Source organism: Bacillus sp. ME78 (genome assembly GCF_903970865.1).
Classification (GTDB): Bacteria; Bacillota; Bacilli; order Bacillales; family Bacillaceae_G; genus Bacillus_A; species Bacillus_A cereus.
Window position 1 is genome coordinate 85,033 of sequence record NZ_CAJCKK010000020.1, and the last position, 13,887, is coordinate 98,919.

The following is a 13,887-nucleotide window of genomic DNA, read 5'->3' on the forward strand; positions in this document are numbered from 1 at the left end:
TTAAATTGTTTCATAAGTTTGGTATTCTTCTTCTCCAAGCGCTAGCTTTGCTTTCATACGATCTTCTTCCCTTTGGAAACTAATACGTAATACCCCAAGCAGTCCTTCACGCGCTTCTAATATTTGCAAGTTCGTAATACTAATTTCCTCGCGCGCTAAAATACTCGTAATATGAGCCAATGCCCCCACCTTATCTAATACATCAACGTATAAGTCGTGATAGGCAGGAATTGCACCACTCTTTCTTACTGGTAAAGAATCACGGTATTCCTTCGCATCTGCAAAATAGTTTTGAATCTCGCCTGCATCTCCGGTAGAAACTGTCTTATATAAACCTTCCATTTCAGAGATCCACTCTTTTAATAATACCATTAAATGCTCTCGATTTTGCTTTACAATATCACTCCACATTTTCGGACTACTAGATGCGATACGTGTAATGTCTTTGAAACCTCCAGCAGCGAGTTGATGAATGAGCGGATTATCTCCTGCATGTTTCTCAACTTGCTTTACTAAACCTGCTGCGATAAGATGCGGGAAATGACTAACAATCCCTGTTACATAATCATGTTCTTCTGTATTTAAAACAAGAAAATGAGATCCTGTTCCTTTTAACCATACTTTAAGGTCTTCCACTTGTTCATTTGGTACATGATTCATCGGTGTTAAAATGTAAAATGCATTTTCAAATAAATGCGCCTTTGCGCTTTCAACTCCCGTTTTATGAGAACCCGCCATCGGATGTCCCCCAATGAAAGAAACTTCCTTTGAAAATAAAGCTTCCGCTTCGTTCATAATAGACCCTTTTGTACTACCAACATCAGTCACTATAACATCTTCTCGTAAACGGAATGACGCAAGTTTGTGTAATAGTTTCTTCGTTTCTTCAACTGGAGAAGCAAAAACAATTAAATGTGCCTCTTCACATGCATGTTGTAAATCAACTGCTACTTCATCTACTACGTGTAATTCTTTTGCACGCTCTACTTGCTCTTTAAATATATCGTAACCTGTTATCGTTACATCGTGCTCTTTCTTAATCGCTAATGCGAGAGAGCCTCCTATTAAACCTGTTCCAATTAATACTACCTTTTTACGCATTTTCCTCATCTCGAGACTTACTTTTTTTGTTTTCAAAGTGTTGTTTTAACACTGAAATCACTCCTTCATTTTGCTCCCTTGTTCCAACTGTAATACGGACACCATTTGGGAATGGACGAATAATAAACCCTGCATGTGCACAAGCTTCATAAATCTCTCCTGCATTCTCAACTGGCAAGAAGATGAAATTTGTTTGTGATGGATAAAATGGAATTTCATTTTCCTTACAAAAGCTTTCGTATTGTTGTAATCCCTCTGTATTCACACGAACTATTTCTTCAATAAACTCGTTATCACCAAAAGCAATCGTAGCTGCTTTTTGCGCTAATGAAGATACGTTAAATGGTAAACGTACGACATTTAATTTCTCAATTAGCTCTTCCTGTCCGATCGCATATCCAACGCGGAAAGAAGCTAATCCGTATGCTTTAGAAAACGTTCTAAGTACAAGAATGTTTTTATGTTTTTCTAAAAGCGGTAATGTCTCAGGGAAATCTTTTGCTGTTACGTATTCATAGTACGCTTCATCAATGACAATTAACGTATTTTCACTAATGCCTTCAATAAATTGAGTTAATTTTTGCTCATTCACATATGTGCCCGTCGGGTTGTTCGGATTACAAATCCATACGATTTTCGTATTATTATTTACCGCTGACAAAATTTCGTCTAAATCGTATACACCATTATTTAAAGGAATTTCTTTCACTTCACAGCCTTCAATAATCGCATGATGACGGTATTGCGGGAATGTTGCACCTGCTGTTACAATGTTATCTCCCGCTCGTAATACGGCGCGGCTTATTATTTGAATGATTTCATCTAAACCACTACCACAAAGTACTTGTTCCATTTGCACATGCAACTTATCCGCGATTGTTTGACGGAGCGTCGTAGCACCTCCGTCAGGATATAAAGCATGTTCCAACCAAGATTTTTGCAACTCTTCTAAAACTCTCGGTGAACAACCGAATGGATTTTCATTCGATGCTAATTTCACAAACGAATGATCTCCGTACACTTCTTTCATTTGTTCTGGTGATTTACCTGGTTTATATGGTTGTAATGATGATAGTTGATCTTTTACTTGCACGTTAAACCCACCTTTTTATTAAAATTCTTTTGCGTAGTTATTGTGTTGCATAATGTTTTGTTTTAATAATTCCATACGATCTTTTCCGAATTGTTCGACTAGTGCATCTGCAAGTTCCCATGCTACAACAGATTCAGCTACTACACCCGCTGCTGGTACTGCGCAACTATCAGATCTTTCAATACTCGCTTGGAATGCTTCCTTCGTATCAATATCAACGCTTGCTAACGGTTTGTATAATGTAGGAATTGGCTTCATAACGCCTCTTACGACAATTGGCATACCTGTTGTCATACCGCCTTCTAAACCGCCGGCATTATTCGTTTTTCTCGTGTATCCTTTTTTTTCATCCCACAGAATTTCATCATGCACTTTACTTCCTGGTTGTCTTGCCGCTTCAAAACCTACGCCAATTTCAGCACCTTTAAATGCATTTATACTCATAATTGCACCAGCAAGTTTTGCATCTAATTTACGATCGTAATGAACGTAACTACCAACGCCAATTGGCATACCTTCTGCAATAACTTCCACAATACCACCGATTGAATCTCCGCTACTTTTTGCGTTGTCAATCGCATCCATCATTTCTTGCTCTACTTCTTTATCTAAACATCGAACTGGTGAGTTTTCAGTTATCGTTTGAATTTCTTCAATCGGTAAGTTTGAAATATGTTTTGCTTTTACTCCACCAATTTCAAGAACATGTCCTGCAATTTTTACGCCTAATTCGCTTAAAATTTGTTTTGCAACTGCACCAGCAGCTACACGAACTGTCGTTTCTCTTGCAGATGAGCGCTCTAATACGTTTCTTATATCACGATGACCATATTTAATTGCTCCATTTAAATCCGCATGTCCTGGACGTGGTTTTGTAATTGTACGTTTCATGTCCTTACTTTCTTTTTCAGAAATTGGCTCAGCACCCATTACTTTCGTCCAATGTTTGAAATCATCATTTTTTACGATTAACGTAATCGGTGATCCAAGTGTCATCCCGTGACGAACACCACTTACAATTTCAACTGTATCTGTTTCAATTTGCATGCGTCTTCCGCGTCCATGACCTTTTTGTCTTCTTAATAATTCTTTATTAATATGTTCCGCCGTAAGTGTCAAACCTGCTGGTACACCTTCTAAAATAACTGTTAACTGCGGTCCATGTGATTCTCCAGCTGTAATGTATCTCATTTCTCTTGCCCCTTTACTATTTTTTTGTACAAAAAAGTCCCTACTGAGCGCTCAGTAGGGACGATGTTTATCGCGGTACCACCCTAGTTGTAGACAACTGTCGTCTACCTCTCTTCTTCTTTAACGATCGTTTGACCGTCTTCCCCTCCATAAGTTGTCGAGAAAGATGCTCCAAGGCTGTAATTCATGCTTACCTTTGTACTGATTCACACCAGCCATCAGCTCTCTTTAACAGTGAGATAAGCACTACTGTTTCCTCTTCAACGCATATATGATATGGAATTAAGATAATTTATTTTTGAAACCTTTTAACTCATCCATGAATCTATGGAATTCTGGAATGTCCATTTGTTGTGCAGAATCTGACAATGCAACTGCTGGATCTGGATGAACTTCAGCCATTACTGCATCTGCGCCAATTGCAAGTGCCGCTTTCGCTGTTGGTAATAATAAATCTCTGCGTCCAGTTGAATGTGTTACATCAACGATAACTGGTAAATGTGTTTCTTTCTTTAAAATTGGTACTGCAGAAATGTCTAATGTGTTTCGTGTTGCTCTTTCGTATGTGCGGATACCACGCTCACAAAGAATAATTTGATCGTTACCTTGCGCAATGATGTATTCCGCTGCGTTAATGAACTCATCAATTGTTGCTGCTAATCCACGTTTTAATAATACTGGTTTGTTAACTTTACCTACAGCTCGTAATAAATCGAAGTTTTGCATGTTACGTGCGCCAACTTGAATTACATCAACGTAGTCTAATGCCATTTCAACATCGTTCGGATTTAAAATTTCACTAATAATTGCTAAGTCGAACTCGTCTGCTACTTGACGTAAAATTTGAAGTCCTTCTACTCCTAAACCTTGGAAATCGTATGGAGATGTTCTCGGTTTGAATGCACCACCGCGCATTAATTTTAAGCCTTGGTCTTTCATCGCTTGCCCTACTTGACGAACTTGCTCTAAGCTTTCTACTGCACAAGGTCCCATGATGAACGTTTGTGTTCCGTTTCCAATCAATTCACCTTTTACATCAACGATTGTATTTTCTTGTTTCTTTTTACGTGATACTAGTAACGCTTTACGGTTATCATCTTCTTGTAACTCTAAGCTTGCTTTGAAAATCGTTTTGAAAATATGTTGAACTGTTGATGTTTCGAATGGTCCTTCGTTATGCTCTGCGATCATATCAAGTACTTCACGCTCACGTACTGGATCAAAGCGTTTCGTACCTTGTACTTGCTTTTGCTCTCCAATTTTTTGAACGATTTCACCACGTTTGTTTAAAAGGTGTAATAGTTGTAAGTTAATTTCATCTACCTGTTTACGTAATTGATCTAATTCATGATTTGCCATTTGGAAATCCTCCTCTAATGTTTTAAAAGTATAGTAAGAGAATAAAAGATTCTCTATTTTCTGAACTGGTTAATTATACAAATTTATAGTGGAATCGATACCTCTTCTTATTTTAAACTAATAATTCGTACAAAGACATGAACTACTAGTTAAAAAGCCACTTTTTTGTACAAAAAAGCCCTACTGATCCAATCAGTAGGGACGATATTTATCGCGGTACCACCCTAGTTGTAGACTTCTTTCGTCTACCTCTCTTCATTGTTAACGATCATCTGACCGTCTTTCCCTTCATAAAGACAATACTATCTTTACTACGAAAAAGATGCTCCAGGACTGTAATTCGCTCTTGTTTTTGTACTGGTTCGCACCAACCACCAGCTCTCTGTTACAGGGAAACAACAACTACTGCTTTTCCTTTCAATGCATGACTATTTTATTTTCAAGTTGGACCACTAAAATACAAAAAGTCCCTACTGAATAAATCAGTAGGGACGATATTTATCGCGGTACCACCCTAGTTGTAGACTAACTTTCCGTCTACCTCTCTTCACTGTTAACGATCAATTGACCGCTTTTTCCTCATAAAGACAAACTATCTTTATTACGAAAAAGATGCTCCAAGACTGTAATTCATGATTATCCCTGTACTGGTTCACACCAACCACCAGCTCTCTGTTACAGTAAGACTAACCACTACTGTGATCTCTTCATTGCACTTTGTTTATTCAAATGTTTTTGAAATTGAATAAGTATGATTCGTATTATAGAACGCTTTTCAAAACACTGTCAACAACTTTTTATATATTTTTTAAAATTCCACTTTCGTCCTATAATTCTTCTTGTAAATCACCCATTACAATTCCTATGCGAATTATTTCATTTTCTAGTAAATGTAAAACAGATTCCTCTACTCCATACTGAACTAATAATTCTTTTATTTTTATGATTTCTTTTTCAAATAAAACGGCTTCTTGACATGTTTGTAGTAAAATAAAAAACACATTTGCAAACATTTCTTTATGCGCTTTCATACTTTCTTTTTTATGAAGCATTTCAATCAATAACTGCTTCATTTCCTCACCTGTACATTTACCATTTACACTTGAAAATGCACGAGACATAATACATAATCCTTTTTCTAATATTTCATCCATGTATAAAATAATACGTAAAAGCATTACATATTCTCTCGCTGTTATCTCACCCATTTTTGGTCGTTCTCGCAAAAATACACTGAGCCAAGCTGTCCAAAATTTTTGTTGTTCTTTTACACTTAATGTTTTGACGTAATAGCATAAAAACTGCATAAATTTAATTTTATTTTCTTCATTTTCTAGTATGAGTAAAGGGTATAACCAATCTGTTTTTTGCTCCCAATATAGTACACATTTAATAAATACAAAGCTAAGCCACTTCAAGAAAGCTTCCCTCGTATGCGGATGTAATACTTCCAAATGTTCTATCGCATACTTAATAAAACGCTTCATTTCTGTAAATAAAGGTAAATTTATTTGCGTGTAACATAAACCAGCCCATGCATATTCCATAATTTCATTTTGTTTTTTTAAATCTAAGTATGGTAACAAATATTTTCGGCACCATTGCTTTTCAATATGATATAGAAATGTAATATCTGCTATTAAACGAGCAAACATAAAGTTTGTTCGTACTGAATTAACTCTTACTTGTTCTTCAAATAAAAATAAATATTCATATACATTACGATCGTATAAATGATCATATGATAACAACTTTAATAATACAGCCGTCATTTTTCCAACAGGATGCTGAATTGATTCATTGTAAAAATCTTGTTTTCCAAGCTTAAAATCCGTATCACTCTTCATAACTTGAGGAAACACTGAAAAAGCAAAGCGTTTTACAACACGTATACTATTCTCTTCTAACTCTTCTAGTCGATTACTAATTTCATATAGAAAACTACTAATTAACCAATGAAAAGCAGTATTTCTAACAAATTTCTGCAATAACGGAATAATTTTTTGGATTTGATCATTTGTCAATCCTCTGTTATTTCGCCATTCTCTAATACAAACAAACCATACTTCATTACTTATTTCTTGCACTCCTACTAATTGATATGCGAATGAAATACTCCACTCTGTATTCAATTTACATGCTTTTGATAACATCTCTAAAAAATGGCGTTGTTCAAAAACACCATCTTGCAAAAATTGCCGAACTTGCTTCATAATTTCAACATCTTTCAGCTGCAATAATCCGTCAGCTGTTACATTACAAGTAATGCTTTGCGCTGTATCCTCTTTCTTTTGTACACTGTATCGTTCAGAATGAAAATGAGGATGCTTTTGCTTCATTAACTCATACCCATTTGCCGTAGATGGACTATTTGAATCACACTTGAATAATAAGTCTAATACGAGACATGCATCAAATACTCTCTCTTCTGTAAGACGCTTTATTACAGTTCGAGTGACTTCTTCTTTTGTTTTTTCCAAACAATTTGCATAATGACTTTTTAAAAGTTGGAAAACTTCATGTTTATAAGTGAAATCTAAAAGAAGTCCTTCCTGTAACAACCATTTCATTTTGTCATCTACACGAACAAAAATATTTTTATTCATCGCATCAATTGCAATTCGCTTTTGAAGTACACTATTCGCTTCTATCATTTCTGTAATATAATAATCCGCTTTTTTCTCATTGTTTTCACATAAATAAGTTAGACACTCTTTTACAATTTGTATTAAAAATGCAAGATCATTTTGATGAAACTCTTTTTCTACATCTTCCGTATTTCTTTTTTTCAGTGCCGTTTGTCTTAACGACAACATTCTCAATTTTTCTAATCCAATCATCATAATTGGAACAGCATAATAGGCGATATATGGCCTCATCTTTTCATTCCAAATTTGCTCCACATGAGAAAATGTTGATACTGGTAAGCGACTCGATTCCTCGAGTTCTATTGCTTCTTGCGTATCATTTCCCCATTTTCTTACACGTTTCAACTTCAGCTTTCCGTCTAAAATAAAAGTTAGTAACAATAACGCAATTTCCTTATGCTCAGGAAAAGAACATTTTTGCAGTAACTTAGAAATCTTTTCTATAGAGCTACTATCTTTTTCAGCAGTTTCTAATAAAAGGAGTGTCCACCTGGCAAACAACAATGGGTCCATCTTACTCTTCGTTTCGTTTAAGTAGTTACAAATTGTTCTCCATAATAACGGTGATATTTTAGAATAGTTTTTATAAATTAATTGAAATAATTCTATCTGATGACTAAAAAGAAATTGTTCCACTAACCATTCTGCAAATAATTCATCTACTTCATTATAGTTTGGCGTAAGCATAAACAAATTTTGTAATTTATCTTCTGCTTCTAACCATTCGACCCATTCATAATCGTGAGCAAATTCCACAAAGTAACGAACTGTTTCAATTTTTTTAATTGATTGCTTTATGTATGATAATTGTTCCTGTTCTAATGACGGGGGAACCGTTACAATATCCCGAATACGCATTCTTTTCGTAATATAATTATCACCCATTAATTCCGCCCAGCGTTTTACCGCTTTTACGAGAGATTGATGATTATTCACTTTATTCGGATACACAATCGGTCTTATCCCTAAATGTTCCCAGTGGTACGTATTTTCTCCTTGTGCGACAAAAGCAAATCGTCTTGTACTTGGTGGTAAACCAGTTGCTAAATATTTCATTACTGGGTCATTATGACTATATCCAACGAATAAAACGGTGTAATTTGAGAATAGATCGACTAAAAATCTTCTCGCCCAACCTTCCGTTAAGTAAGCCCTTCCAAAATCACCGTCTGTTAAAATTAAAGCCTCTTTCTCCTGTTCTACATTACCATGTATATAAGCAAGACCTTTAAAAGCTCTCCCAGTCGGTAAAGCTGGAGCGTAATAAACATTGATATCTCTATTTATTTCTTTAATTGCAGTTGTAAAATGTTGATCAAAATTTGTTGTTACAATGCGGATATCTGTATCTAAAGGAAATAACCTTGGAATTGCATAATGTAATGGATTCGGTTTTGATTTCTCTATATGAACAAGATCTCTTGCGACTTGATGTACATCTTTTGTTTTCGCAATTTTACCAAGATAATAATCATGTGGTTCTGTTATTTCACGCTTTTCGACATATAACGTTTTTGCAATTTCATCAACTAAATCATCAAAATTTGGTAAGTTTGATTTCCCTTTCATAGAAACTCCCGCTCCAACAAATAACACTAACTTTCCTTGCTCAATGTGATCAATTAACTCATCTGGAATTTCTACTTCTGAAGTAATCCACATCCTGGATTCCCCCTTACCTAAAAATGTCATAAACTCTCATTTTACTATAACATTTTTTCGTTATTTTTATAATATTTAGACTAAATTCCGAACATGAAAAAGTTTTATGTAAATAAATCCGTTACAATGTATGAACTCCAGAATTTATTGCAAAACTATGTATAAATCGGAGGTGTAAATTTTGAATGATTTCACAGTAGTGCTTATCAAGTTTATATCATGCATTATCGCATTTAGCATTGGGCTTGCTTTATTTTTCCCTGCAACGTTTGTTCAAATTATTTCATTCAGTCTCTTTGTTACAATCGTATCCTACATGTTCGTTGATAAAATTATTTTAAATCGAATTGGCAATACTGGTGCCATTATGTCGGATTTCTTATTAACATATTTAAGCGTATGGATTTTCGGTAATATTTTATTAGACAACTATATGCAAATTGCATGGGGCAGTATCCTTTCTGCCATCGTCTTCACTTTATCTGAAGTAATCGTTCATCGCTTCTCTAACTCTCATACAAGGCACAACAATGATAACATTCGTATTAATCGCCGCTTTGCATATGGTACGGAGTTTGCTGAAGAACAAAATATATTGGATAAAGACAAGAAGAAGTAACATTTTAATGCAGGAGCGCCCTTTTTAATTATGTGGTGCTCCTTTTTTGTATTTTTTCATTATGGTACGTGAAATTATATAAACGATTATTTCAAAATATCGACTTACCAACAATATTTGACGCTATTTTTCTAATAAAAAAACTGCCTCTTATTTAGAGGCAGCCACTTTCAAGTCTTTTAATGCAACAACATCCGCAAACGCTCCCAATACTGTGTTATGATGTTTCACAATATCTTCAGCACGTAACACTTCTGTATTAAATGTACTATGCGCATCACTCACTAACGTTACTTTATATCCTTCACTACATGCTCTGCGCGTTGTCGTATCTACACAATACTCTGTTTGCATTCCCGAAAGAATAACGTGTTCAATTCCTTTCTCTTGTAACACTTCGCTTAAGTTTGTCTTATGGAATGAATCTGGCGTCGTCTTTTCAACAATATCATTCCCTTCTTGCGGAGCGATTGTTGCATGGATTCGCCATCCATCCGTACCTTTTTCTAACGGATGGTCTTTAGGACCGTTATGTTGGACATAAATAACTGGAATATCATTTGAACGACATTCCCCAATAAGCTCTTGCAATGTTTGTAAAAACTTTTCCCCATTATGTACTGGCATTCCAGCTGTATACATACCGGCTTGCACATCAATTACGATTAATGCTTTTTTCATTTCACACAGCTCCCTTCGTTTATATAAGCCATTGCATATTCATTATAATTGTTTGTATTCCATCATCCAACAATCTTCTAGTTCCCCCTCATGCAGCTCATGTTCCTTTAAAATCTTTACTTTTTTAAATCCGCATTTTTCATAACACTTTATCGCTCGTTCATTATTTACTTTCGGATCCATTGCGATTGCTTCTGCTCCCATTTCACCCATAATGTATGTAATTGCTGCCTGAACGAGTTTTTGTCCAATTCCTTTTCCCCAATAGACTGGTTCACCGATAAATTGATCCATTCCCCATACATTTTGTGATTCTTTATAGCCATATATCGCTTTCCACTCTGAATCAACTGGGTACATTTGTATGTAACCAATCGGAACGGTATCAAATTCTATTAAACATCTATTTTCATTACTGTTTGGATTATGCATAAAATGATCAAGCACCTTTTCTACAGATTGCGGATTATCTCGCCCTTCGTAATACCGCAGGACTGCTGGGTCCGTTAACCATTTAGAAATGATAGCTGCATCATTTTCCATTACGTATCTAATCAATAAACCTTCTTTTTGAAAAAGCATATTATACCTCTATTATTCCTTTATATTTTTTCTTGATGTTACATCTTTCATTGCACCTACTAATGCATATGGTAGTAATGTAATCGCAAAAAATGCTGTAAATACGTTAAATTGCGGGATTGTATAGAGTGTGAACCATTCAGTGAAAAATTGAGAATTTAATATTCTATTAAAAAACTCTCCGCCTGGTCTAAAGTTTGGTGCCCACGCAGTTATTTCACACAAAATAAACAGTAACTGAACAATAAAAAATGCCCCTAGATAACGAAACCAAGTCCGTTTCCATATAGGTTGTGCATTTTTTAATATATCCCCCATCTAATCCCCTCCTTAAATATTCATCATATTAATTATACACTTTCCTCACTTTATTTGTTAAAATTTTCTATATAATTAATACCGTTGGGGGAATACATTATGTCTAAACCTATACTTACATCCACTTTAATCATTCTTAGAGGAAACTCCGCAAGTGGTAAAACAACGATTGCAAAGCAACTACAAGAACATTTCGGACAAGGTACACTTTTAGTATCACAGGATGTTGTACGTAGAGATATGCTTAGAGTACACGATACAATGGGTAATTTATCACATGATTTACTATTTGAAATTACAAAGTACGGAAAAGGAAAATGTGAATTTGTTATTTTAGAAGGTATATTGGACAGTCGTAGGTATGGTGAGATGTTAAAAGAATTAATTCGTTATTTTGATGAAAATGCATTTACATATTATTTTGATTTATCATTAGAGGAAACTATTAGACGACATAACACAAGGGACAAACGATATGAATTTGGTGAAGATTCCCTCCAAAAATGGTATAATCCGCACGATACAATTGAGGTTGCCAGAGAAACTATTTTTACAGATAACTTTACGCAAAAAGATATATTTGATGCGATTCTTAATGATGTTGCGATACAAAAACAAGACTAATATAATATGTTAGTCTTGTTATGTACTTTGTGTTTCCGTTTTTATAATTGAACAATCTTTACATAAATAATAGTATATATTCATTTCCCCAAACTGGAAATCAACTACTGAAATAAGTTCACGTTCCTCGATATCTTGTGTAATTGTAGCAACATACTTCATCTCTTTAGAACAAGTTGGACACGCCAAATGCTCTGGAAGATCCGCATATAATGGTGCCCCTAATAATCTACATACATATTCAGAACCGAACAAGTCAAAAGCTTCCCAGTAACTATCTTCATCTGTAGGTATATCTTCATTTTTCATATTTATAAGCTTTACCGTTGTTTTTAGTAATGAAACTGGTAACTTATCTTCCTCTTCCATTATCCATTCTTCTGTATTTTGCTGCTTTATGATTTGAACTGTTTTACCTCCATCACTTAACTGAAAATATTGCGGTTCCCACACCATCGCGCAGTTCAAGCATGAAACGAATGGTAAAATATTTAGTTCATTACTTTTAAGTTCAGCAAGTCTCCCATCTTTTAAATCAAAACAGAGAATTTGATGCATCTTCTCACCGCATAACTTACATACTGGCAAATTACAATCTTGACCGCCAAAGTAATGATTATATGAACCTCTTCCTTCAATTACTCTATACCCTTTCCGCTCATTACAATGTGCGCCATATAATTCTATTGTCATATTCTATCCTCGCCTTTTATAAGAATGATTCACAAAATGATAATAATTAAGACTAAAAAACATCGTCTTCCTGAATAGTTTCCATAATAAATTCTTTTAAACTCGGAGATATTTCTTCCATTTCGTCATCCGCGTGATACCAAATATATATTTTATCATCCATTTTTCCATTATTTATTTTAAAGCACAATTTATCCCCTGAACCATCGTCACCAATTATGATAAGATTTTCTGGTATAGACTCATCTCTCATGTCAATGTTTTTTCTAACAATATCATCCAAAGTTTTCGTTACATTTCTATTATCTTTAATCGGATATAGTATCCATTCCCCTATTTCAGCATTATTAACTAATTTAATAAGATCCCTATATTGATTTGGGAAAGCAGCACCTAGCTTTTCTTCCGTTTCTTTTATTTGCAACTCCAATACACCTTGTTTCTTTGTTTCAATATATTCTCTTACTTCTTTCATGAAATACACCTATCCTTTGAACTTAATTACACTATTATGAGTGAAAGTGTTTAGTAAACGATTTGATCCGATTTATATATTTCATTATACGTTAACCCTTCGTTTTCAACATACTATTCTTCTATTCTTCTCTACTTCTCAATAACCTTCTGTTCTACTTCCTTACCTCATTCTTAATAGTTTTTCTAAACATGAGACAATTTTTATGTTTTATTACAGGTTTATTAATAAGTCATTTAAAAATCCTATTATACTTCCACTAAAAAAATAAAAGCCAGCCTCAATAAAGAGAACTGACTTCTATTTGGATCATTATAGTTACTATAAAATTTTTACTTTAACAGTTTTTCTTCCCCAATTCATAGCTTTACTTTTTGACCCCATTAATACATCAATACGATTACCTTTAATTGCGCTTCCAGTATCACCAGCGATAGCTTCTCCATAACCTTCTACCCATACTTTAGATCCTAATGGGATTACTTTCGGGTCAACTGCGATAATTCTCATATTCGGATTTTCCGTTAAATCATGCCCCATCGCAGTTAAAACGCGTCCACCATATGTACCATTTTCACTTGGATCAGCAGTATACGCTGTCGCTACTACCGTTAATTCACGTTTAGCAGACTGTATGTTGTTTTTTGATACTTCTTTCGCTCTCTCTTCTTCTTTAGCCTGTGCTATTTCTCTTGCTTTCTCTTCTTCTTTAGCTTTTGCTATTTCTCTTGCTTTTTCTTCTTCTTTAGCCTTTGCTATTTCTCTTGCTTTTTCTTCTTCTTTAGCCTTTGCTATTTCTCTTGCTTTTTCTTCTTCTTTAGCCTTTGCTATTTCTCTTGCT

The 13,887-nt window shown here is 34.7% G+C and carries 13 protein-coding genes and 3 other annotated features; of the genes, 2 read left to right on the top strand and 11 right to left on the bottom strand.

Annotated features, from left to right (window positions below):
- The 5 genes from tyrA to H6481_RS20070 all read right to left on the bottom strand — a co-directional run bounded on the left by tyrA (window position 1) and on the right by H6481_RS20070 (window position 9,054).
- Window positions 1-1,101, bottom strand: coding sequence for a prephenate dehydrogenase (gene tyrA, locus H6481_RS20050; protein ID WP_053564165.1), 1,101 nt, complete (start codon window positions 1,099-1,101; stop codon window positions 1-3).
- Complete coding sequence (gene hisC, locus H6481_RS20055) at window positions 1,094-2,194, bottom strand: histidinol-phosphate transaminase (RefSeq protein WP_098851023.1); 1,101 nt, start codon at window positions 2,192-2,194, stop codon at window positions 1,094-1,096. The genes tyrA and hisC overlap by 8 nt, the downstream gene beginning before the upstream one ends.
- Window positions 2,195-2,212: 18 nt before the next feature.
- Entirely contained in the window at window positions 2,213-3,385 is a 1,173-nt protein-coding gene (gene aroC / locus H6481_RS20060) for a chorismate synthase (protein WP_182812935.1), read from the bottom strand.
- A gap of 53 nt (window positions 3,386-3,438) precedes the next feature.
- Window positions 3,439-3,658: a binding site (T-box leader), on the bottom strand.
- A gap of 9 nt (window positions 3,659-3,667) precedes the next feature.
- Window positions 3,668-4,744, bottom strand: coding sequence for a bifunctional 3-deoxy-7-phosphoheptulonate synthase/chorismate mutase (locus H6481_RS20065; protein WP_001273575.1), 1,077 nt, complete (start codon window positions 4,742-4,744; stop codon window positions 3,668-3,670).
- Between the two features lie 194 nt (window positions 4,745-4,938).
- Window positions 4,939-5,174 (bottom strand) — a binding site (T-box leader).
- A gap of 54 nt (window positions 5,175-5,228) precedes the next feature.
- Window positions 5,229-5,464: a binding site (T-box leader), on the bottom strand.
- 107 nt (window positions 5,465-5,571) lie between these two features.
- Complete coding sequence (locus tag H6481_RS20070) at window positions 5,572-9,054, bottom strand: DUF4020 domain-containing protein (RefSeq protein ID WP_182812937.1); 3,483 nt, start codon at window positions 9,052-9,054, stop codon at window positions 5,572-5,574.
- Window positions 9,055-9,235: 181 nt separating this feature from the next.
- Here H6481_RS20070 and H6481_RS20075 point away from each other — a divergent pair, with 181 nt between their 5' ends.
- Complete coding sequence (locus tag H6481_RS20075; RefSeq protein WP_000997702.1) at window positions 9,236-9,673, top strand: YndM family protein; 438 nt, start codon at window positions 9,236-9,238, stop codon at window positions 9,671-9,673.
- 150 nt (window positions 9,674-9,823) lie between these two features.
- Here H6481_RS20075 and H6481_RS20080 read toward each other — a convergent pair whose 3' ends face one another.
- Genes H6481_RS20080 through H6481_RS20090 form a run of 3 tightly spaced genes read right to left on the bottom strand, consistent with a single transcriptional unit; the run spans window position 9,824 to window position 11,254 of the window.
- Complete coding sequence (locus H6481_RS20080; RefSeq protein WP_182812939.1) at window positions 9,824-10,354, bottom strand: cysteine hydrolase family protein; 531 nt, start codon at window positions 10,352-10,354, stop codon at window positions 9,824-9,826.
- A gap of 42 nt (window positions 10,355-10,396) precedes the next feature.
- Window positions 10,397-10,936 carry a GNAT family N-acetyltransferase gene (locus tag H6481_RS20085; protein ID WP_000898784.1) on the bottom strand — a complete coding sequence of 180 codons (540 nt, stop codon included), beginning with the start codon at window positions 10,934-10,936 and terminating at the stop codon, window positions 10,397-10,399.
- Window positions 10,937-10,948: 12 nt separating this feature from the next.
- Window positions 10,949-11,254, bottom strand: coding sequence for a YfzA family protein (locus tag H6481_RS20090; RefSeq protein WP_000502339.1), 306 nt, complete (start codon window positions 11,252-11,254; stop codon window positions 10,949-10,951).
- 99 nt (window positions 11,255-11,353) lie between these two features.
- Here H6481_RS20090 and H6481_RS20095 point away from each other — a divergent pair, with 99 nt between their 5' ends.
- Window positions 11,354-11,878, top strand: a complete 525-nt coding sequence (locus H6481_RS20095; RefSeq protein ID WP_074625439.1) for a kinase — start codon at window positions 11,354-11,356, stop codon at window positions 11,876-11,878.
- An 18-nt stretch (window positions 11,879-11,896) separates the two neighbouring features.
- On the opposite strand, the gene H6481_RS20100 is transcribed toward H6481_RS20095, so the two are convergent.
- The 3 genes from H6481_RS20100 to H6481_RS20110 form a co-directional block, all read right to left on the bottom strand.
- Window positions 11,897-12,571: a hypothetical protein gene (locus H6481_RS20100; RefSeq protein WP_182812940.1), complete on the bottom strand. Its 675-nt coding sequence runs from the start codon at window positions 12,569-12,571 to the stop codon at window positions 11,897-11,899.
- A gap of 52 nt (window positions 12,572-12,623) precedes the next feature.
- Window positions 12,624-13,046 (bottom strand): SMI1/KNR4 family protein, encoded by a 423-nt coding sequence (locus tag H6481_RS20105; RefSeq protein ID WP_098126623.1) that lies wholly within the window; start codon window positions 13,044-13,046, stop codon window positions 12,624-12,626.
- Window positions 13,047-13,367: 321 nt separating this feature from the next.
- A partial coding sequence (locus tag H6481_RS20110; protein WP_259347379.1) for a 3D domain-containing protein occupies window positions 13,368-13,887 on the bottom strand: 520 nt, incomplete at its 5' end.

Excerpts from the sequence above, each read along its gene's own strand:
- H6481_RS20090 (WP_000502339.1), bottom strand. The coding sequence starts at position 11,254 with ATGGGGGATATATTAAAAAATGCACAACCTATATGGAAACGGACTTGG.
- aroC (WP_182812935.1), bottom strand. The coding sequence starts at position 3,385 with ATGAGATACATTACAGCTGGAGAATCACATGGACCGCAGTTAACAGTT.
- H6481_RS20080 (WP_182812939.1), bottom strand. The coding sequence starts at position 10,354 with ATGAAAAAAGCATTAATCGTAATTGATGTGCAAGCCGGTATGTATACA.
- H6481_RS20065 (WP_001273575.1), bottom strand. The coding sequence starts at position 4,744 with ATGGCAAATCATGAATTAGATCAATTACGTAAACAGGTAGATGAAATT.
- H6481_RS20085 (WP_000898784.1), bottom strand. The coding sequence starts at position 10,936 with ATGCTTTTTCAAAAAGAAGGTTTATTGATTAGATACGTAATGGAAAAT.
- H6481_RS20100 (WP_182812940.1), bottom strand. The coding sequence starts at position 12,571 with ATGACAATAGAATTATATGGCGCACATTGTAATGAGCGGAAAGGGTAT.
- H6481_RS20105 (WP_098126623.1), bottom strand. The coding sequence starts at position 13,046 with ATGAAAGAAGTAAGAGAATATATTGAAACAAAGAAACAAGGTGTATTG.
- tyrA (WP_053564165.1), bottom strand. The coding sequence starts at position 1,101 with ATGCGTAAAAAGGTAGTATTAATTGGAACAGGTTTAATAGGAGGCTCT.
- H6481_RS20095 (WP_074625439.1), top strand. The coding sequence starts at position 11,354 with ATGTCTAAACCTATACTTACATCCACTTTAATCATTCTTAGAGGAAAC.
- H6481_RS20070 (WP_182812937.1), bottom strand. The coding sequence starts at position 9,054 with ATGTGGATTACTTCAGAAGTAGAAATTCCAGATGAGTTAATTGATCAC.